Origin of the sequence: Streptomyces sp. NBRC 110611 (genome assembly GCF_001590865.1) — a bacterium.
Classification (GTDB): Bacteria; Actinomycetota; Actinomycetes; order Streptomycetales; family Streptomycetaceae; genus Streptomyces.
On the sequence record NZ_BBUY01000001.1, the window covers coordinates 379,090 to 397,642 of the forward strand.

The 18,553-nt window shown below is 69.2% G+C and carries 18 protein-coding genes; 7 read left to right on the top strand and 11 right to left on the bottom strand.

What is annotated here, in order from left to right:
• Positions 1 to 38: 38 nt before the first annotated feature.
• Both AZE13_RS01655 and AZE13_RS01660 read right to left on the bottom strand, forming a co-directional pair.
• Entirely contained in the window at positions 39 to 644 is a 606-nt protein-coding gene (locus AZE13_RS01655; RefSeq protein WP_066925892.1) for a DUF4232 domain-containing protein, read from the bottom strand.
• A 127-nt stretch (positions 645 to 771) separates the two neighbouring features.
• A complete protein-coding gene (locus AZE13_RS01660; RefSeq protein ID WP_066925896.1) occupies positions 772 to 1,530 on the bottom strand; it encodes a DUF6796 family protein in 759 nt (252 codons plus the stop codon).
• 231 nt (positions 1,531 to 1,761) lie between these two features.
• On the opposite strand from AZE13_RS01660, the gene AZE13_RS01665 reads away from it, so the two are divergent.
• Both AZE13_RS01665 and AZE13_RS01670 read left to right on the top strand, forming a co-directional pair.
• On the top strand, positions 1,762 to 2,193 hold the full coding sequence (locus AZE13_RS01665) for a hypothetical protein (protein WP_066925898.1): 432 nt from the start codon (positions 1,762 to 1,764) through the stop codon (positions 2,191 to 2,193).
• Positions 2,194 to 2,293: 100 nt separating this feature from the next.
• Positions 2,294 to 3,484: a glutathionylspermidine synthase family protein gene (locus AZE13_RS01670; RefSeq protein WP_066925901.1), complete on the top strand. Its 1,191-nt coding sequence runs from the start codon at positions 2,294 to 2,296 to the stop codon at positions 3,482 to 3,484.
• Positions 3,485 to 3,682: 198 nt separating this feature from the next.
• Here the strand turns inward: AZE13_RS01670 and rocD are convergent, their stop codons facing one another.
• Complete coding sequence (gene rocD, locus AZE13_RS01675; protein WP_398780073.1) at positions 3,683 to 4,981, bottom strand: ornithine--oxo-acid transaminase; 1,299 nt, start codon at positions 4,979 to 4,981, stop codon at positions 3,683 to 3,685.
• A gap of 217 nt (positions 4,982 to 5,198) precedes the next feature.
• Here rocD and trpS point away from each other — a divergent pair, with 217 nt between their 5' ends.
• Positions 5,199 to 6,209, top strand: a complete 1,011-nt coding sequence (gene trpS, locus AZE13_RS01680; RefSeq protein ID WP_079123678.1) for a tryptophan--tRNA ligase — start codon at positions 5,199 to 5,201, stop codon at positions 6,207 to 6,209.
• 252 nt (positions 6,210 to 6,461) lie between these two features.
• Positions 6,462 to 7,049, top strand: coding sequence for a 2'-5' RNA ligase family protein (locus tag AZE13_RS01685; RefSeq protein ID WP_066925908.1), 588 nt, complete (start codon positions 6,462 to 6,464; stop codon positions 7,047 to 7,049).
• Positions 7,050 to 7,221: 172 nt separating this feature from the next.
• Here the strand turns inward: AZE13_RS01685 and AZE13_RS01690 are convergent, their stop codons facing one another.
• Positions 7,222 to 8,094, bottom strand: coding sequence for an oxaloacetate decarboxylase (locus tag AZE13_RS01690; protein ID WP_066925911.1), 873 nt, complete (start codon positions 8,092 to 8,094; stop codon positions 7,222 to 7,224).
• A gap of 528 nt (positions 8,095 to 8,622) precedes the next feature.
• Here AZE13_RS01690 and AZE13_RS01695 point away from each other — a divergent pair.
• Positions 8,623 to 9,591, top strand: coding sequence for a YihY/virulence factor BrkB family protein (locus tag AZE13_RS01695; RefSeq protein ID WP_066925914.1), 969 nt, complete (start codon positions 8,623 to 8,625; stop codon positions 9,589 to 9,591).
• Between the two features lie 49 nt (positions 9,592 to 9,640).
• Here AZE13_RS01695 and AZE13_RS01700 read toward each other — a convergent pair whose 3' ends face one another.
• Both AZE13_RS01700 and AZE13_RS01705 read right to left on the bottom strand, forming a co-directional pair.
• Entirely contained in the window at positions 9,641 to 10,942 is a 1,302-nt protein-coding gene (locus AZE13_RS01700) for a D-alanyl-D-alanine carboxypeptidase family protein (RefSeq protein ID WP_066927091.1), read from the bottom strand.
• An 805-nt stretch (positions 10,943 to 11,747) separates the two neighbouring features.
• A complete protein-coding gene (locus AZE13_RS01705) occupies positions 11,748 to 11,990 on the bottom strand; it encodes an SCO4848 family membrane protein (protein ID WP_066925916.1) in 243 nt (80 codons plus the stop codon).
• A gap of 313 nt (positions 11,991 to 12,303) precedes the next feature.
• Here AZE13_RS01705 and AZE13_RS01710 point away from each other — a divergent pair, with 313 nt between their 5' ends.
• Both AZE13_RS01710 and AZE13_RS01715 read left to right on the top strand, forming a co-directional pair.
• Positions 12,304 to 13,185 (top strand): DNA polymerase subunit beta, encoded by an 882-nt coding sequence (locus AZE13_RS01710; protein WP_079123593.1) that lies wholly within the window; start codon positions 12,304 to 12,306, stop codon positions 13,183 to 13,185.
• A 118-nt stretch (positions 13,186 to 13,303) separates the two neighbouring features.
• Complete coding sequence (locus AZE13_RS01715) at positions 13,304 to 13,813, top strand: FBP domain-containing protein (protein WP_066925919.1); 510 nt, start codon at positions 13,304 to 13,306, stop codon at positions 13,811 to 13,813.
• A gap of 144 nt (positions 13,814 to 13,957) precedes the next feature.
• Here the strand turns inward: AZE13_RS01715 and AZE13_RS01720 are convergent, their stop codons facing one another.
• The 5 genes from AZE13_RS01720 to AZE13_RS01740 all read right to left on the bottom strand — a co-directional run bounded on the left by AZE13_RS01720 (position 13,958) and on the right by AZE13_RS01740 (position 18,081).
• Positions 13,958 to 14,734 (bottom strand): succinate dehydrogenase iron-sulfur subunit, encoded by a 777-nt coding sequence (locus AZE13_RS01720; RefSeq protein WP_066925923.1) that lies wholly within the window; start codon positions 14,732 to 14,734, stop codon positions 13,958 to 13,960.
• The gene (gene sdhA, locus AZE13_RS01725) at positions 14,734 to 16,488 is read right to left on the bottom strand and encodes a succinate dehydrogenase flavoprotein subunit (RefSeq protein ID WP_066925926.1); all 1,755 of its coding nucleotides are present in this window, start codon (positions 16,486 to 16,488) and stop codon (positions 14,734 to 14,736) included. Before sdhA ends, AZE13_RS01720 begins: the two co-directional genes overlap by 1 nt.
• A 20-nt stretch (positions 16,489 to 16,508) precedes the next feature.
• Positions 16,509 to 16,988, bottom strand: coding sequence for a succinate dehydrogenase hydrophobic membrane anchor subunit (locus AZE13_RS01730; protein WP_066925929.1), 480 nt, complete (start codon positions 16,986 to 16,988; stop codon positions 16,509 to 16,511).
• Positions 16,989 to 16,994: 6 nt separating this feature from the next.
• On the bottom strand, positions 16,995 to 17,375 hold the full coding sequence (gene sdhC / locus AZE13_RS01735; protein WP_079123594.1) for a succinate dehydrogenase, cytochrome b556 subunit: 381 nt from the start codon (positions 17,373 to 17,375) through the stop codon (positions 16,995 to 16,997).
• A 265-nt stretch (positions 17,376 to 17,640) separates the two neighbouring features.
• Complete coding sequence (locus AZE13_RS01740) at positions 17,641 to 18,081, bottom strand: 2-oxo-4-hydroxy-4-carboxy-5-ureidoimidazoline decarboxylase (protein ID WP_398780075.1); 441 nt, start codon at positions 18,079 to 18,081, stop codon at positions 17,641 to 17,643.
• Between the last annotated feature and the right edge of the window lie 472 nt (positions 18,082 to 18,553).

Sequence of the window (18,553 nt, forward strand, 5' to 3'; positions counted from 1 at the left end):
GTGTGGTGTGTGCCGGGCCGGCTGCTCCTGGCTGGTTGTTACTCGGCGACCTCCTTGGGCGGGCTCATCCAGATGGTGTCCCCGCAGATGTTCATCTGGGCAGGCTTGCCCGCTTCGTCCCGGGCCGTTATCGGCTGGCCGTCACCGCGGTCGTGCGGTGCGGTGACCCAGGCCGTGTCGTTGCTGATCAGGCAGCCATGGGACGCGTTGGGGCCGTTGGGGCCGTTGGGGTTGTTGAGGGCGTTGCGGTCGTTGGGGGCGTGGGGCCGCGGGGGGCGGCTGTCGGAGTCCTTGTAGCGCAGCGGGGTGGTCAGTGTGCCGCCGCGTGGCAGGTCGATGGGTGCGGGCCGGCCGCGGCCCTTCGCGTCGGAAGAGGGGCCCTTGCCGATACGGACCTCGAGGCGCGGGAAGCCGCGGAAGGCGCAGGGTTCCGGCCCCTTGTTGGCGATGGACAGCGTCGCGTCGCGGTGCGTGCTGTGCGGCTTCTTCTTCAGCAGGGTGAGCTTCCAGCTCAGGCCCTTCGTCGTACAGGCCGCGTGCAGCGGCATCATCCGGGGCGAGCCGCCGCAGCCGACCAGTGCCAGACCGAGGGTGACGGTCAAAGTGAGCGCGGCCGTCGCCGCGACAAGTGAACGCCGACGCACGAATTCCCCTGTTCGTTCCGTATAGGGCTTTCTGAAGCTTCCTGAAGCTTCCTGTCGATGAGGAAGGGATTCGAGCGTCTGGGGTTGCCTCTGTTGTCGCAGTGATCGGATCCGTGTTCGTGGCCTATCAGTTGCTGTGTCGGTCGCTGTGCCGGTTGCTGCGGCGGTGGGCGTTCCACAGGGTGAGGGTGGTCAGGGTGAAGAACAGGAGGTTGGCGAGGCTGAGTTGGGCTCCCTGGAGGGGGACTCCCGCCGGCCCTGGAATGCCCTTGGCGAGGAGCTGGCCGATGAGGATGCAGACGAGGGGAGTGGCGGCGCCCATCCAGCGGGGGAAGGAAGTGGTGCCGCGCAGGATGGCGACGGCCATCCAGAGGGAGGCGGTGAGCCAGCAGGCCAGGAGAAGTGCGTAGGGGATGAAGAGGACGGTGGCGAAGTCGCCGGGGAGGGCGGTGAGGGGGGTGAGGGGGGTATGAGCGGGGGAGCCGGCGCCGGAGTCGTGGATGGCTTTGGCGGCCTGGCCCCAGTAGTAGAAGGAGCCGTGGACGAAGGGAGCGAGCACGAAGCCGGTGGCCAGGAGGAGGAACGGGGGGAGGGAGAGGAGGCGGCGGGCCGGGCGCAGGCCGCGGTAGAGGTGCCAGCAGGCGGCGAGGTAGAGCGGGCCGGTCAGCACGCCGAGCAGGGCGCCCCAGGCCAGGCGGGTGGTGGAGGCGGGCAGCATCGCGGCGAGGGAGTCGCCGGTGATGCCGTCGTAGGCGCCCAGGATCGGGTAGCGGTCCGGGGAGGCCATGGGCTTGCCCAGTAGGAGGATGTCGCCGACGAGCCAGGCGATGGAAGCCAGGATTCCGCAGATGCCCGCGAGGCGTGCCGTGCGTGCCGTGCGTGTCATGTGTCCCCCGTGGCATGCGAGGTGATGTTAGTTAGGTGACCCTAAGTTAACTGATCTTGAGGGGGTGAGGAAGGGGGAGGGGGCATCCTCTTGCGGCACCGAGCCGACTTACGGGGACGAGTCGGAAACGGGACAGGGCCGTGTCCGGGGCGCGGAGGGCGGGTCTCTAGGCTGGCCCGGCTCACACAGCTCCATCCTTGAGCAGATGTCCGTCTACGGGGGAAGTAAGAGATGTCCGAAAAGGCACGGCGACGGCTGCGGTCCAGCACGGTGATTCTGGGCAGCATGGGCGCCCTGGCCGCCGCCCTGACGTCCTGCGGTTCCGAGCCCGACAAGCGATGCGTCGACCGCAACAGCTACGACGCCGTCAAGGGCTATCGCGTCGTGGACTCCGCGAAGTGTTCGGCGCGCGGCAATTCGTCCTCCGGCGCCGGCGGTACGAACGGCGGTACCGGCGGTTACGGCAAGAACGGCCGCGGGAGCGGAACGGGCAAGCGGGCCATGGATGCCCAGTGGTATTACGACCCGAGCAGCAAGGGCGGCGCGTACGCCGACGCCGGGACCTTCAGCAAGGCCACCGCCGTCAACCGCGGCGGCTTCGGCTGTTCGGGCTCGGGCTCGGGCAAGGGCTCGGGCGGTTCGCACGGCCGGATCGGCGGCTGAGCGAGCGGACGGACGGGCCGGCGGGCGAGGTGCGGCAAAGCAAGGCAAAGCAAAGCAAGGCAAAGCAAGGAACGCGCGAGCGGCAAGGCAGAGCACGGTTATGGAACGGCACACCATCGAGCCCCGCCCCGGCTGGCAACAGACCGTCGAGGCGCAGGGGCTGATCTACCCCCTCACCCGGTACCCCGACGACTCCCTCCGCCCCTACTGGGACGAGAGCGCGTACTACTCCTTCACCCTCCCCGAGGTCGAGGCCCTGGAGGAGGTCGTCGAGGAGCTGCACGGTATGTGCCTGGCCGCGGCCGCGCACATCGTCGAGCAGGACCGTTTCGCCGACCTCGGCATCGACGACCCCCGGCTGGCCGGACTGGTCGCCGAGTCCTGGCGCCGACGCGACGAACTCCCCTCCCTCTACGGGCGGTTCGACCTGCACTACGACGGCACCGGGCCGGCCAAGATGCTGGAGTACAACGCCGATACGCCGACCTCGTTGGTCGAGGCCGCCAGCCCGCAGTGGTTCTGGCTGGAGGAGCGCTTCCCCGGCGCCGACCAGTGGAACTCGCTGCATGAGCGGCTGGTGGCGGCCTGGCGGCGGCAGGCGGCGCTGCTGCCGCCCGGCGCGCCGCTGCACTTCGCGCACTCCTCGGGCGATGAGCTCGGTGAGGACCTCATGACCGTGGCCTATCTCGAGGAGACGGCGCGGCAGGCGGGCCTGGAGACGGTGGCGATTCCGGTGGAGGAGATCGGCTGGGACCGCCTGGCGGGCCGCTTCGTCGATCAGCGGCTGCGCTTCATACGGTCCTGCTTCAAGCTCTACCCGTGGGAGTGGCTGGCCACGGACGACTTCGGCCCGTACGTCCTGGACACGCTCGACAACGGCGGTGGTACCGGCTCCACCCTCTGGATCGAACCCGCCTGGAAGATGCTGCTCTCCAACAAGGCGCTGCTGGCGGTCCTCTGGGAGCTGTATCCGGGACATCCGAACCTGCTGCCCGCCTACCTCGACGGCCCGCGCGAGCTGGCGCATACCGGTGGTTACGCGGCCAAGCCGCTGCTCGGGCGGGAGGGGGCGGGGGTGACGCTGCACGAGCCGGGGGCCGAGCCGGTACTGCGCGATCCCGGCGATCCCTGCTGCTACCAGGAGCTGGCGCCGCTGCCGGACTTCGACGGCAACCGTGTGGTGCTCGGCGCCTGGGTCGTCGAGGACGAGGCGGCGGGGCTGGGCATCCGCGAGTCGGCGGGGCCGGTCACGGACGAGTACGCACGCTTCCTGCCGCATGTGATCCGCTGAGGCGCAGGGGCCCGGAGGCGCGGGAAACCGGGGGTGTGGCCATGCTGCTCGGATCCGGCCGTTGTCCGGCCCGGCCGTCGCTCATGGCGCAACGAGCGGCCAGGGCCTTTCTCGCCCGCCGGCCGCCCGCTGCACGCTGCGGCCCCCTGTGATGCCGTTACGCCTCCGAGGCTCCACGCCTCCCGACCTCCCGTACGTCTATGCCTCCGCCACGTCCCATACATCCAATACGTCCCGGATCCGGGCCAGCCCCCAGTCCAGGTCCTCCTTGCTGATCATCAGTGGCGGGGCGATCCGGATCGTCGCGCCGTGGGTGTCCTTCACGAGCACGCCGCGCGTCATCAGCCTCTCGGACACCGCCCGCCCGGTGCCGCGGGACGGGTTGACGTCCACCCCCGCCCACAGTCCGCGGCCGCGCACCTCGTCCACCGCGCCGCCGCCCACCAGCAGCCCCAGCTCGCGGTGCAGATGCTCGCCCAACTCCGCCGCCCGCTGCTGGAATTCGCCGGTCCGCAGCATCGCGATGACCTCCAGGGCCACGGCGCAGGCGAGCGGATTGCCGCCGAAGGTCGAGCCGTGCTCGCCGGGCGCGAAGACGCCCAGGACCTCGCGGGAGGAGACCACCGCCGACACCGGCACCACGCCGCCGCCCAGCGCTTTGCCCAGTACGTACATGTCGGGCACCACGCCCTCGTGCTCGCAGGCGAAGGTCCGGCCCGTACGCCCCAGGCCGGACTGGATCTCGTCGGCGATGAACAGCACGTTCCGGCGGCGGGTCAGCTCCCGCACACCCGCCAGATAGCCCGGCGGAGGCACCAGCACACCCGCCTCGCCCTGGATCGGCTCGAGGAGGACGGCGACCGTGTCGGCGTCGACGGCCGCCTCCACCGCGGTCAGGTCCCCGTACGGGACGATCTCGAAGCCGGGGGTGTACGGGCCGAAGTCGGCGCGGGCCTCGGGGTCGGTGGAGAAGGAGATGATGGTGGTCGTGCGGCCGTGGAAGTTGTTGTCGGCGACGATGATCTTCGCTCGGCCGTCCGGGACGCCCTTGACCCGGTAGCCCCACTTACGGGCCGTCTTGATCGCCGTCTCGACCGCCTCGGCGCCGGTGTTCATGGGCAGTACCAGCTCCATCCCGCACAGCTCGGCCAGCTGTGCGCAGAAGTCGCCGAACCGGTCGTGGTGGAAGGCGCGCGAGGTGAGGGTGACCCGTTCCAGCTGGGCCTTGGCGGCGTCGAGCAGGCGGCGGTTGCCGTGCCCGAAGTTCAGTGCGGAGTATCCGGCGAGCATGTCCAGGTAGCGCCGGCCCTCCGTGTCCGTCATCCAGGCGCCCTCGGCCGTGGCCACCACCAGGGGGAGTGGGCGGTAGTTGTGCGCGCTGTGCGCTTCGGCGGCGGCGATGGCGCTGATGGCGGTGATGGGGGCGATGCCGCGTTGTCCGGACGTCGTCACCGTGACTCCGTTTCGGTAGCCGGTGTGGGGTGAGGGGTGAGGCATGTGGGAGTGATGCCGGGGTGATGCCGGGGTGTATGTGGCATATGCCCCGAAATGTCTCTTCATAGTGCCGCCATGGCGCCGCGCATGCGAGGCGTTCGGAAGCGGTGGCCCGCGGGCACCTGTTCCCCGGTAATGCAGGGCACCTGAGAGAATGCTGAGCATGGCCTCCGATCGCCCGCCCGTCGCCCACCACCGCCCCAAGGGGAATGGCTCCGCCATGCAGCGTCCGCCTCGTGTGCTCTCCGGTATTCAGCCCACCGCCGGCTCCTTCCACCTCGGCAACTACCTCGGCGCAGTCCGCCAGTGGGTGGCGCTGCAGGAGTCCCACGACGCCTTTTACATGGTCGTCGACCTGCATGCGATCACCGTCCCGCAGGACCCGGCCGAGCTGCGCCGCAACACCCGGATCGCGGCCGCCCAGCTGCTGGCCGCCGGCCTCGACCCGGAGCGCTGCACGCTCTTCGTGCAGAGCCATGTGCCCGAGCACGCCCAGCTCGCCTGGGTGATGAACTGCGTCACCGGCTTCGGTGAGGCGTCCCGGATGACGCAGTTCAAGGACAAGTCGGCCAAGCAGGGCGCGGACCGCACGACGGTCGGCCTCTTCACGTACCCCGTCCTGATGGTCGCCGACATCCTCCTCTACCAGGCCGATCAGGTCCCGGTCGGTGAGGACCAGCGCCAGCACCTGGAGCTGACCCGCGATCTCGCGGACCGCTTCAACACCCGCTACGGCGGCACCTTCACGCTCCCCAGCGCGTACATCGTCAAGGAAACGGCCAAGATCTTCGATCTTCAGGACCCGTCGATCAAGATGAGCAAGTCGGCGTCGTCCCCGAAGGGCCTCGTCGACCTGCTCGACGACCCCAAGGTCACCGCCAAGAAGATCAAGAGCGCGGTGACCGACACCGACACCGTGATCCGCTTCGACCGTGAGGCCAAGCCCGGCGTCAGCAACCTCCTCAGCATCCTCTCCACCCTCACCGGCACCTCCATCCCGGACCTGGAGAAGTCCTACGAGGGCAAGATGTACGGGGCGCTCAAGGGCGACCTCGCCGAGGTGATGGTCGACTTCGTCACACCGTTCCGGGACCGTACGCGGGAGTTCCTGGACGACCCCGAGACGCTGGACGCGATCCTGGCCAAGGGAGCCGAGAAAGCGCGTGCGGTCGCCGCCGAAACCCTCGCCACCACGTATGACCGGCTCGGACTCCTGCCGGCCAAGCACTGACCGGACCGTCCGCGCGGTCCGCCCCGGGCGGGCCCTTACGAGCCTGCCGGGAAGGGCCTGCCGGGAAGAGCTTCTCGGGATCGTAAGGGCCCGTACGAGGGTCCGGGGCCGGGTGCACTCCCCGTAGAGCGAGCGCACCCGGCACACTAAGAGCGTGCATGAGCGCGCCCGCACCGCCGCACAGCCCAGAACAGCCCGCACAGACATCAGCCGTCAGGCGTCAGGCATCAGTCGCTCAGGAGGGAGAACGCCGTGGGGACCGTAACGCTGGGCGTTTCGATCGCGGTCCCGGAGCCGTTCGGCAGCTTCCTCCAGCGGAAGCGCGAGAGCTTCGGGGACCCGGCCGCGCACGGCATCCCCACGCACATCACCCTCCTCCCGCCCACGGAGGTCGACGCGGACGCCCTCCCCGCCATCGAACGCCATCTGGCCGGGGTCGCGGCCGTCTCCCGCCCCTTCCCCCTCCGCCTGGAAGGCACCGACACCTTCCGCCCGCTCTCCCCGGTCGTCTTCGTCAAGGTCACCGAGGGCGAGGCGGGCTGCACCGCTCTCCAGGCCCGGGTCCGCGCGGCCTCCGGCCCGTGCGCCCGCGAGCTCCAGTTTCCCTACCACCCGCACGTCACCATCGCGCACGGCATTCCCGAAGCCGCCATGGACCGTGCCCAGGCCGACCTCGGCGACTTCACCGCCACCTGGACGATCGGCGGTTTCGCCCTCTACGAACAGGGCCCCGACGCGGTCTGGCGCCTCGACCGCGAATACCCCTTCGCCGCCCCGTCCCCGGCCGCCGTTCCGCGTCAGCCCGCCGACCTGACCCGCCCACCGGCACCGTTCCGCTGACCTCACACTGACTCCACGCTGACTCCACACCGACGTCGCACCGACTGCGCGTCGACCCTGCCCGGGTACCCCACACCGACGGGAGGGGAGACCCGGAGGCCGAGGCCTGGTCCACCCGGACCGCAGGGAACGCGCCCGAGCCTCCCCATCGACCGCTTCCGCCGTACGGGTATCAGTCGATGCCCGCGATGGCCGGGAGCTCCGCTTCGCGGTGGTGTCTGCTGATGTTCCTCTCCAGCAGGGCGAGGCATTCGGCGACGCCCACGCTGTCCGGGGTGTGCTCGGGCAGCCGCCCGTCCGCCTTCCTGAGCTCGGCCAGCGCCTGGTCGATGGCTGTCTGGGCGGCGAACAGGCAGGGGGTGCTGTAGATCGCGACGTGCACGCCCAGCTCGTTCAGCTCCGACAGCGACAGCCGCGGCGACTTCCCTCCCGCGATCTGGTTGAACAGCAGTGGCTTGTCGCCGATGACCGCCCGCACCTTGCGAATCCAGTCGACGCTGCGGACGCCGTCCACGAGGATCACATCCGCGTCCGTCGCGGCCAGCGCCTTGGCGCGGCGCAGGATCTCGGCCTCTTCCGTGGCGTCGGTACGGGCCACGACGAGGAGGTCCTGTCGGCTCTCCAGCACCATCTCCAGCTTGTTCAGGTACTCGTCCAGCGGCAGCACCTGCTTGCCGTCGACGTGCCCGCAGCGGCGGGGCCGCTTCTGGTCCTCCAGGATCACCCCGGAGGCGCCGATCGCCTCCAGGTGCTGTACGACATGGCACGCCGTCTCCTCGTCGACGTAGCCGTCGTCGATGTCCACGAGCAGGTGCTGGCGCGGGAACGCCAGACGCAGCCGCTGGACGAAGGCGACGAGGTCGGGCCAGGCGATGAACCCGATGTCCGGCAGGCCGTAGTGGGACGCGGCGAAGCCGAAGCCGGAGACGAACAGGCCGTCGTGGTACCGGGCCGCGATGGAGGCGGAGAACATGTCGAAGACGCCGATCAGCGGCGTGGTGCCGTCGTCCAGGACGGCCTTGCGTAGCCGGTTGGGGTGGTTCACGAGTACCCTCCAGGGGTTGGTCCGTTGGTTCGCGTGTGCTGTCTCCTGCCGACCTCCGCCGCCAAGCTCCGGTCGGCAGCTGTGCCATGACGCACCATGGGCCGATGAGCCGGGGGCCGCCGCCGACGAGTGGCACTTCACCTGCGGCGGGTCCCCGGACCGGCTCTCAACCCTGTGACATGCCCCTACGCATATGCCGGCAAGCAACTGACATCACTGGCTGCGCAGTTACGGGCACGCTCTGTGGAAGATAGGCCAAGGGCTGTTCATGGGACAATAATGAAAAGGTAAAGTGCCCCTGTTGGGAGGTGCTTTTCCGTCGTCTTGCGAAGTCCCCCGCCCGCGTCGGCCGCCCTTCCGAAGAGGCACTCCGCCCCCACCGGTCACTCGAAAGCGCCCCCGAAACCTCCCTCTTGAGACGACATCACCTCGCCCCCTCTTGACAGCCGCCGCGGGTGCCGATCCGTCGTCGAGGTAATCGGAAGCTAGAGTTCCGGATTGATCGCGGTATCTGCTGAGGGGAGCGCCATGGACTGGTTGCGGAGGCTGCCGGTGGTCGGACCGGCCGTCGGCCGGCTGATGGGCACTCACGCCTGGCGGGCCTACGAGCGCATGCTCCGCGTCAAGTGGACCAGGCTGGCCGCGGCCATCACCTTCACCAGTTTCGTCGCGCTCTTTCCGCTCCTCACCGTTGGCGTCGCGATCGGCGCCACGCTGCTGAGCGACCGTCAGCTGCGGGAGCTGGAGAGCACGATCGCCCAGCAGTTCCCCGGCATCTCGGCCCAGCTCGACATCACCGCGCTGGTCGAGAACGCCACCACGGTGGGACTGGTCGCCGGCGCCGTACTGCTGTTCACCGGCATCGGCTGGGTCGATTCGCTGCGCGACTGTCTGCGTGCCGTATGGGAGAAGGACGACGAGGACATCAACTTCTTCCTCGGCAAGCTCCGCGACGGCGGCCTGCTGCTGGGGCTCGGCGGTGTCGCCCTGCTCTCGCTCGGCTGTTCCGTCTTCGCCACGGCGGCGGTGGACCGGGCAGTGGACGCGATCGGGCTGTCCGAGCAGGGCGCCGGGGCCCTGCTGCTCAGGGCCGCCGGCTTCTGCATCGCCGTTCTCGCGGACTTCCTGCTGCTCGCCTACATCCTGACCAAGCTCCCCGGCGCGCACCCGCCGCACCGCGCCGTGGTGATCGCCGGACTCCTCGGCGCGGTCGGCTTCGAACTGCTGAAACTGCTGCTCAGCGGCTATCTCCAGGGCGTCGCCGCGCGCAGTATGTACGGCGCCTTCGGCACCCCGATCGCCCTGCTGCTGTGGATCAACTTCACCGCGAAGCTGCTGGTGTACTGCGCCTCGTGGACGGCCACGGCGGGCGAGCGGGACGCGGTGGATGAGGGAGAGGGAGACGAAGCGGACGGCGCGGCGGACAGGAAGGAGGGGGGCGAAGCGGACGGCGCGGGGGACGGCGAGGAGGGGGGCCGGGCAGAACCACGGCCGTGACGCCGGGACGGGGCGTGGCCCCTGCCGCCGGTGTCACGGTCGTCCCGGATCACTCTCCGGAAGAGCGCCCCCGTCCCTGCCCTCGTCCTTGCCCGCGTCCCCGCCCCTTGCCGCGCATGCGCTCCGGCAGCGGCCGCCGACGGTGTACGACCAGCCCCACGGCGCCGACCAGCGCCAGCGCGCCACCGGCGATCCCCACCGACATCCACGTACCGTTCGACCCGGCGCCGTCCAGCGCCGCCTGGGTGTTCTCGTGGGCGCCCTTCCCCCCGGGCCCCTCGGCGCCGGTACCGTCGTCCTCGCTGCGCGGCCCGACGAGCCGGCCCACCGGGTCCACCTTGCCGGCCGCGGCGAAGCCCCAGTCGAGGAGCCTGGCGGCCTCCCGGTAGGCCTCGTTGTGCTCCTTCTTCTCCGGGTTCATGACCGTGACCAGCAGTTTGCGGTCACCGCGCTGGGCGACACCGGTGAAGGTGGCCCCGGCGTTCGTCGTCGAGCCGTTCTTCACGCCCGCGATCCCCGGGTACGGCTTGACGTCGTAATCGCCGCTGAGCAGCCGGTTGGTGTTCTGGATCCCGAACGTCCCGCGCTTGCCGTCCTTGCCCTTGTCACCGGGGAACTGCGCGTTCACCGTCGAGCAGTACTCGCGGAAGTCGGCGTTCCGCAGCCCCGACCGGGCGAACAGGCTCAGGTCGTACGCGCTGGAGACCTGCCCCGGGGCGTCGTAGCCGTCCGGGGTGACGACATGCGTGTCGCCCGCGTTCAGCTCGTCGGCGTGTTGCTGCATCTGCTTGACGGTGGCCTCGACTCCGCCGTTCATCGAGGCGAGCGTGTGCACCGCGTCGTTCCCGGACCGCAGGAAGACGCCCAGCCACAGGTCGTGCACGCTATAGGGGAGGTTCTCCTTTATCCCGACCATGCTGCTGCCCTCGCCCATCCCCACCAGATCGCCGGGCTTGACGGTGTACTTCTGGTCCTTCGGGAACTTCGGCAGCAGCGTGTCCGCGAACAGCATCTTCAGCGTACTGGCCGGCGCGAGCTGCCAATGCGCGTTCTTGGCGGCCAGCACCTTGCCGGAGTCGGCGTCCGAGACGATCCATGAACGGGCGGTCAGGGCCTTCGGTCCCGGCAGCTGCGGCGCCCCGGGCTGCGGCGCCACCTGGACGCCGGGCGTGCCCAGCCGCTCCCCGCCGATCCGCGACATCTTGGCCGGCGGCTTGGCCGGCGGCGCGGGAGCCTTGGGGTCGTCGGCGTACGCGGTGCCGGCCAGCAGCGGGGACGCCAGCAGCCCGGCGGCGGCCAGCGCGGCGGCGGTACGGAGGGACGTACGTGGAGTACAGAAGGTCGTCGGCACGTCGCTGAACGTACCCTTCTTTGGCCGCGACGCCGCCAGCACACCACGGAAGAGTGCCCCTCCCGACCGCCGTATGGAGCCGCGGAGCTGGTTCATCTGGATCACCTTTCGCAAACAACTCACCGTCACAGCAGCAGGGACTCGGTGAAAGAGCAGGTCAGAGCACATGTCACCGTCCATGTCGTGGCCCGGAAGCGCGCGTACGGGCACACAGCTACAAAGACGTTGGCCGGTCCGGTGGGGATCCCAAAGCTGCCCGTCCGGGATGTGAATCACTCATGGACGCCGTACGCGCCGGCGCGGTTGACGTCGCAGTCGCAGATGCACACGTGGATCACATGTGCACACAGATCACATGCGCACATGGATCACGGATCACGTGTGCACGTGGACGGGCGATCTCAGTATTCACTTCTCACTTGCTGGGGGCGAAAGAGGTTGGGCAGGTCCGCACCGCCACATTGATTGATGGAACCCAGGAGGGGAAACTCGGCGAAGTTGCCGGTGACTGTTCCGCTACCACGGGCAGGGTGGCCTGTGTTGTGCGCGCCCGTGTTCTTGTGGGCGCATGCGTTGTGCGCGGCTGGGGAGAGAAACTCGATAACGCCACCGGCGGACGCGGGGGCCGCCGTCACGATTCCCGCTCCGATGGCTGCCAGTCCGAATCCGAGTCCGAGTGCGGTGATGGTACGACGTGTGGACATGCCCCAGGAACGCCGGGCCGAGCGCCCCGGTCACGTCCGCTCACTCCGTTGACTCAGTCGGCTCCGCCCTATCGATGCCCTGTCGACGTCCTATCGGTGCCCTATTGGCGCCCCCGGCGGAGTGCCCGAAGGCCCCGGAAACCGATCACGCCAATGGCAGTCCCCAGGATGAACGAGGTGATGGCCAACGCGAGGTGGACCCAGAAGTAGGCGGTAGGGCTCCCGTGATCGAAGGCCAGCCCGCTGGCGTCCTTGAACAGATTCTTGACGAAGGTCACCCACACCACCCACGACCAAGCGCCGAAGGCGAGGAGGAACCAGGAGACCGGGCGGCTGAGCTTCATGGGGTGTGTCCTCTGCTGCGGGGGAGCCCTTGCCCCGCCAGTATCCGGCTGCCGGCCACGTGATCCGTCATCGGGGTGCCGGCCGGTTGCGTGTGCACATCACTTTCTCCCAGAGCTGCCTGCAAAAAATTCTGGCGATGGCCGGCACGCACTCCGTAGAATCCCGCTCATGGGCGTCTTTTCCTGAGTGACGGACATGGTCCGCAGCAATAGGCCCGGCGAGTTCCGGGCTTCGTCAGCGTGCCTGCCTGCACGTTGACCGGTTCACCTGCCTACTCGCTCACTCGCTCACTCAGGAGACGGTGATCACGCCATGTCTTTTCGTTCCCATGCTCCTCGCCCCGCGTCCGCTCCCGCAGCTTCGGCCCGGTCCGCCTGTCCCGCGCTGGACGATCGCATCGCGCGGTTGCGGCAGCTTGCCCAGGCCGACCCCCGCCTGGAAGGCGTTCTGCTGTACGGGTCCTGGACACTGGGCGAGGCCGATGCGCACTCCGACATCGAGGCCTATCTGTACGTCCGCGACGAGCACGTCGAAGACTTCGACGGGCGCGCCTTCCTGCGCCAGCTCGCGCCGCTTGAGCTCGCGTACACCAATATGTACGGCATCCTCGCCGTCGTCTTCGACGATCTGATGCGCGGTGAGTTCCACCTCACCGCCGCCGGCGCCGGCATCGACGAAGTCCCCACCTGGGAGGGGATGGTGCACCTGCCCCGCCCCGAGGACGCCGTCCTGCTGGACCGGACCGGCCGCCTGACCCGGGCCGCCCGGCAGCTGGCCCGCTTCCGGCCGCCCGAGCCGGTTACCACCGCTCAGCAGCTCATCGACGAACTGGCCAACTGGACGCTGATGCTCGCCCACGTCCTGGCCCGTGGCGAAGTCGCCCGCGCCCACGCGCTGCTGCACACCGTCATCGCCCCTCAGCAGCTCCAGCTCTGCCGGCTCCTGCGGCACAGCACCGCCCACTGGCTGACCCCCAGCCGGGCACTGGAGAACGACCTCCCGGCCGCCGACCGCGAGCGTTACACCGGCACCACCGCCGCCGCGCGGGCCGAAGACGTGCGTACCGCAGCGCGCAACAGCTGGCGCTGGAGCCGGGATCTGGCCGCCGAAGCAGGTGAGTGCTGGCCTCTCCACGTGCCGTGCGACCTGCATGAGCGGATCAGCGGTCTGCTGGACGGTAAGGGCATCGAATAGCCCGGCGAGAGCCCGGCGACAGCGCGGGGACAGCGTGTCGGCCGTCGATGGTGCGGCACGCTCTGCCCTCGGGAAAATGACATGACGGAGCCGCCCCGCCGCGATAGCTTCGGCGCTTATGGACCCCGTCGGTGAAAAAGAAATACGCGCCTCCTTTGTGAATTGCTCGAAGGGAGAGGCGAGCAGAATCAATCTCCCGGCCGGGCTGGCCGGACTTCCTTGGGAAGACCTCGACTTCCTGGGGTGGCGGGATCCGGGGGCGCCGGACCGGAGTTATCTGGTGGCGCCGCGTGGCGAGGGGCTGATCGGGGTGACGCTGCGGGTGCCGCAGGGCGTACGGCGGAGTTTCACCAAGACGACGGTGTGCTCGGTGTGTACGACCGGACATCCGGGGTCCGGTGTCACTCTGCTCGCGGCGCGCCGGGCCGGGCCCGCGGGACGGCAGGGGAACACCGTGGGCACGTACCTCTGTGCCGACCTCGCCTGTTCCCTCTACGTCCGGGGACGCAAGAAGTCCCAGCTGGCCTCTCCCCGGTACGAGGAGGCGCTGACGCTGGAGGAGCGGATCGCGCGCACCGTGCGGAATCTGGATGCTTTTCTGGAGAAGGTGCTGGCGGGGGAGAAGTAGTAACGGGGCCGGTCGCGGTCCCGAGCCCGGCTCGGCACGTAACAGGGCCCGGCCACCGGTGCGTTGACCGGTGGCCGGGCCCCTCTTACGTGTCCTACGTGCCTCTTGACGTACGAGAAGCGCCCCGGACGTACTGGAGACGTACTAGAAACGCCGTGTGATGAGCGCCCGCTTCACTTCCTGAATCGCCTTGGTGACCTCGATACCGCGCGGGCAGGCGTCCGTGCAGTTGAACGTCGTCCGGCAGCGCCAGACGCCGTCCTTGTCGTTGAGGATCTCCAGGCGCTGCTCACCGGCCTCGTCACGCGAGTCGAAGATGAAGCGGTGCGCGTTGACGATCGCCGCCGGGCCGAAGTACTGGCCGTCGTTCCAGAACACCGGGCACGAGGTGGTGCAGGCCGCGCAGAGGATGCACTTCGTCGTGTCGTCGAAGCGCTCGCGGTCCTCGGAGGACTGCAGGCGCTCGCGGGTCGGCTCGTTGCCCGTCGTGATCAGGAAGGGCATCACATCGCGGTAGGCCTGGAAGAAGGGCTCCATGTCGACGACAAGGTCCTTCAGCACGGTCAGGCCCTTTATGGCCTCGACCGTGATCGGCTTCTCCGGGTTGATGTCCTTGATCAGCGTCTTGCAGGCCAGGCGGTTCTTGCCGTTGATCCGCATGGCGTCCGAGCCGCAGATGCCGTGGGCGCAGGAGCGGCGGAAGGTCAGCGAGCCGTCCTGGTCCCACTTGATCTTGTGGAGGGCGTCCAGGACGCGCTCCTTGGGATCGATCTCCAGCTGGAAGTCCTGCCAGCCGGCCTCGTCGGAGACCTCCGGGTTGAACCGTCGGATCCGGAAGGTGACCGTGATGTACGGGGAGTCGGCGAAGCCGGGCTCGGGCTTGTCGGCCTCGGCGGCCTTGTCCAGGGTCGGGGTAGCCATCAGTACTTACGCTCCATCGGCTGGTAGCGGGTCTGCACGACCGGCTTGTAGTCGAGGCGGATCGACTCGGCGCCGTCTGCGCCCACCTCGCGGTACGCCATGGTGTGCCGCATGAAGTTGACGTCGTCGCGGTTGGGGTAGTCCTCGCGGTAGTGACCGCCGCGGGACTCCTTGCGGGCCAGCGCGGAGACCGCCATGACCTCGGCCAGGTCGAGCAGGTTGCCCAGCTCGATGGCCTCCAGCAGGTCGGTGTTGAACCGCTTGCCCTTGTCCTGGATGGACACGTTCCGGTAGCGCTCGCGCAGCTCGCCGATCTTCTCGACCGCGGTCTTGATCGTCTGCTCGGTGCGGAACACCATGACATTGGCGTCCATGGTCTCCTGCAGCTCCTTGCGGATCTCGGTGACCCGCTCACCGCCGGTGGCGTTGCGCAGCCGCTCGACCTGGTCGACGACGAGCTTCTCCGGGTCCTCGGGCAGCTCGACGAAGTCGGCCGTGGCCGCGTACTCCGCCGCCGCGATACCGGCCCGGCGGCCGAAGACGTTGATGTCGAGGAGGGAGTTGGTGCCGAGGCGGTTGGCGCCGTGCACCGACACACACGCGACCTCGCCGGCGGCGTACAGACCGGGCACGACGGTGGTGTTGTCCGCCAGTACCTCACCCTCGACGTTGGTCGGGATGCCGCCCATGGCGTAGTGCGCGGTCGGCTGGATCGGGATCGGGTCGGTGTACGGCTCGATGCCCAGGTACGTCCGCGCGAACTCGGTGATGTCCGGGAGCTTGGCGTCCAGCTGCTCCGGCGGCAGGTGGGTGAGGTCCAGGTAGACGTGGTCGCCCTCGGGGCCGCAGCCACGGCCCTCGCGGATCTCCGTGTAGATGGAGCGGGAGACGACGTCACGGGACGCCAGGTCCTTCATGACCGGCGCGTACTTCTCCATGAAGCGCTCGCCGTCCTTGTTGCGGAGGATGCCGCCCTCACCACGGGCGCCCTCCGTCAGCAGGATGCCCATCCGCCAGATGCCGGTCGGGTGGAACTGGAAGAACTCCATGTCCTCCAGCGGCAGCCCGCGGCGGTACACGGCAGCCTGGCCGTCACCGGTCAGGGTGTGCGCGTTGGACGTCACCTTGAAGAACTTGCCGGTGCCGCCGGACGCGTAGATGACGGCCTTCGCCTGGAAGACGTGGATCTCGCCGGTCGCCAGCTCGTAGGCGACGACACCGGCGGACTTCTTGACGCCGTCGACCTCGGTGATCAGCTGGTCCAGGACGTAGAACTCGTTGAAGAACTCCACGCCCTCCTTGACGCAGTTCTGGTACAGCGTCTGGAGGATCATGTGGCCGGTGCGGTCGGCCGCGTAGCAGGAGCGGCGCACCGGCGCCTCACCGTGGTTGCGGCTGTGACCGCCGAAGCGGCGCTGGTCGATCGTGCCGTCCGGGGTGCGGTTGAACGGCAGGCCCATCTTCTCCAGGTCGAGGACCGAGTCGATGGCCTCCTTCGCGAGGATCTCGGCGGCGTCCTGGTCGACCAGGTAGTCGCCGCCCTTGATCGTGTCGAAGGTGTGCCACTCCCAGTTGTCCTCCTCGACGTTCGCGAGGGCGGCGGCCATACCGCCCTGGGCGGCGCCGGTGTGGGAGCGGGTCGGGTAGAGCTTGGTCAGGACCGCGGTGCGGCTGCGCTTGGTCGCCTCGATGGCGGCGCGCATGCCCGCGCCGCCGGCGCCGACGATGACGGTGTCGTACTTGTGGATCTTCATGGTTCCAGTCAGCCCCGGCTTCAGGAGATGTTCGGGTCGAAGGTGAAGATCACCAGCGTGCCCAGAAGGACGGTGAACACCGTCGCGGTGTACAGCAGCATCTTCAGCCAGAAGCGGGTGTTGTCCCGCTCCGCGTAGTCGTTGATGACGGTACGCAGGCCGTTGGCGCCGTGCAGCATGGCCAGCCACAGCATGAGCAGGTCCCAGACCTGCCAGAACGGCGAGGCCCAGCGGCCGGCCACGAAGGCGAAGCCGATCTTGGAGACGCCGCCGTCGAGGACCAGCTGGATCAGCAGGTGGCCCAGGACCAGGACGACCAGGACGATGCCGGACAGCCGCATGAACAGCCAGGCCTGCATCTCGAAGTTGCCGCGGGACGCCCGGCCGGTCTTCCTGGTGCGCTTGCGCGGCGCTTCGATGACCGGCGCCGGGTTGTCGACGTCGTAGAGCCGGACCTGCTCCGGCGCGGCGGCGGCTGCGGAGGTGGTTTCAGCGGACATCTTGCGTCAGCTCCCGAACAGCGTGCGCAGGGTGTGCTGCAGCACGGGGTAGAAGGCACCGGCCATCAGCACGACCCAGACACCGACAACGGTCCACAGCATCTGCTTCTGGTACTTCGGTCCCTTGGACCAGAAGTCCACGGCGACGACCCGGAGGCCGTTGAGCGCGTGGAAGAGGATGGCGGCCACCAGGCCGTACTCCATCACGTTGACGATCGGCGTCTTATAGGTCGCGACGACGTTGTCGTACGCCTCCGGGGAGACGCGTACGAGTGCGGTGTCGAGGACGTGGACGAACAGGAAGAAGAAGATGAGGACGCCGGTGACTCGGTGAGCCACCCAGGACCACATGCCTTCCCGGCCGCGGTACAGCGTTCCAGCCGGCACGGAAGAACCCTCCGGGAGCGGGGACTAGGGCCTGCCGGCTTCGGTGTCGGTCGGGCCCGGCCGGGTACGGTCCACCGGCCGGTCGTCATCGTATCGACGAGTTGTCGGTTCCTCGCGCGGGGGTCCTTAGGTGTGATCAAACAGGCACCAACGGGCTATCTCACGGGCGTGAAACGCGGCTTTTACCGGCGGATGCCGCGATACTCGAGGATTCGCGGCGGCTGGGCGCAGGCGCCGGGGGGAGGAGGGAGGAGGGGGAGAGGGCTCAGGGGGTCGCGGCGGTGGTGATCCGGGTGATCCGGGTGAGCCGGCCGCGGGCCAGGCGGCGCAGCTCCTCCGCGGTGACCGCCCGCTCCTCGCCCGGCGCATGGCCCAGTCGGGTGCGGATGCCGCACAGGACCTGGTCGAGCAGCTCGTCCTCGCGGTAGCCGTCCAGGCACATCACAAACGTGTGGTGGAAGCGCCGCCGGTACTCGGCGTGCGCGGCGCGCAGCGCCGTACGGGCGGCGAGGGCGCCGGGCCCGCGGGCCGCGCCCGCCGGCGGCCCGGTCGGGGACTCCCCGGCGAGCGCCTCCTCGAGCTCGGGCGGCGTGAGGTCGTAGCAGGCCTCGTCGGCGGCGGCGAGCAGGGACTCCGGGTCCGGGTAGGGGCGGTGCGCGGCGACCCGCTCGGCCCAGTGGCGGCTGGCGCAGCAGCCGAGCAGCACGGCCAGTGCCTCGTCGGAGGCGAGCGCGTTGAAGCGGTCCAGGCCGAGCGCCTCGGGGCGGGGCCGGAGCGGGGCGGTGCCGCGGAGCTGCGGAGGTATGCCCCGCCGGGCGGACTGCGGGCGGGGCAGCGTTGTCGGCCGGGCGGCCGGGGTATCGCCGGACAGCGTGGGCTCCTCGGACGAATCGAACGAATGTAACGGGGTCTTCTCGACTGGATCTTTTCGACGGGTGCGGGGCGGGCGGCTGACGGAAGCTGGGGGAAGCGGACCGCGGCGGACCGAGGCGGATCGAAGAGGACTGAGTCGGACTGAGGGGGACTGAGTCGGACCGAAACGGACTGGGGCGGGATTGCGGGATTGCGGGGCTGCGGGGCTGAAGGCGACCGGCGCCGGGACGTGTGACGGAGCGGCGGAAGTGAGGGTGTGGCGGTGGGTGGAGTGTGTGGCACGGCACCCCGGCGGTATCCGGCGG

Bases quoted from the DNA above. Each gene is read 5' to 3' on its own strand.
- AZE13_RS01695 (WP_066925914.1), top strand. From the start codon at position 8,623: ATGGACTGGTTGCGGAGGCTGCCGGTGGTCGGACCGGCCGTCGGCCGG.
- AZE13_RS01660 (WP_066925896.1), bottom strand. From the start codon at position 1,530: ATGACACGCACGGCACGCACGGCACGCCTCGCGGGCATCTGCGGAATC.
- AZE13_RS01665 (WP_066925898.1), top strand. From the start codon at position 1,762: ATGTCCGAAAAGGCACGGCGACGGCTGCGGTCCAGCACGGTGATTCTG.
- AZE13_RS01715 (WP_066925919.1), top strand. From the start codon at position 13,304: ATGGACCCCGTCGGTGAAAAAGAAATACGCGCCTCCTTTGTGAATTGC.
- AZE13_RS01710 (WP_079123593.1), top strand. From the start codon at position 12,304: ATGTCTTTTCGTTCCCATGCTCCTCGCCCCGCGTCCGCTCCCGCAGCT.
- sdhA (WP_066925926.1), bottom strand. From the start codon at position 16,488: ATGAAGATCCACAAGTACGACACCGTCATCGTCGGCGCCGGCGGCGCG.
- AZE13_RS01730 (WP_066925929.1), bottom strand. From the start codon at position 16,988: ATGTCCGCTGAAACCACCTCCGCAGCCGCCGCCGCGCCGGAGCAGGTC.
- trpS (WP_079123678.1), top strand. From the start codon at position 5,199: ATGCAGCGTCCGCCTCGTGTGCTCTCCGGTATTCAGCCCACCGCCGGC.
- AZE13_RS01720 (WP_066925923.1), bottom strand. From the start codon at position 14,734: ATGGCTACCCCGACCCTGGACAAGGCCGCCGAGGCCGACAAGCCCGAG.
- AZE13_RS01670 (WP_066925901.1), top strand. From the start codon at position 2,294: ATGGAACGGCACACCATCGAGCCCCGCCCCGGCTGGCAACAGACCGTC.
- rocD (WP_398780073.1), bottom strand. From the start codon at position 4,981: ATGCCTCACCCCTCACCCCACACCGGCTACCGAAACGGAGTCACGGTG.
- AZE13_RS01705 (WP_066925916.1), bottom strand. From the start codon at position 11,990: ATGAAGCTCAGCCGCCCGGTCTCCTGGTTCCTCCTCGCCTTCGGCGCT.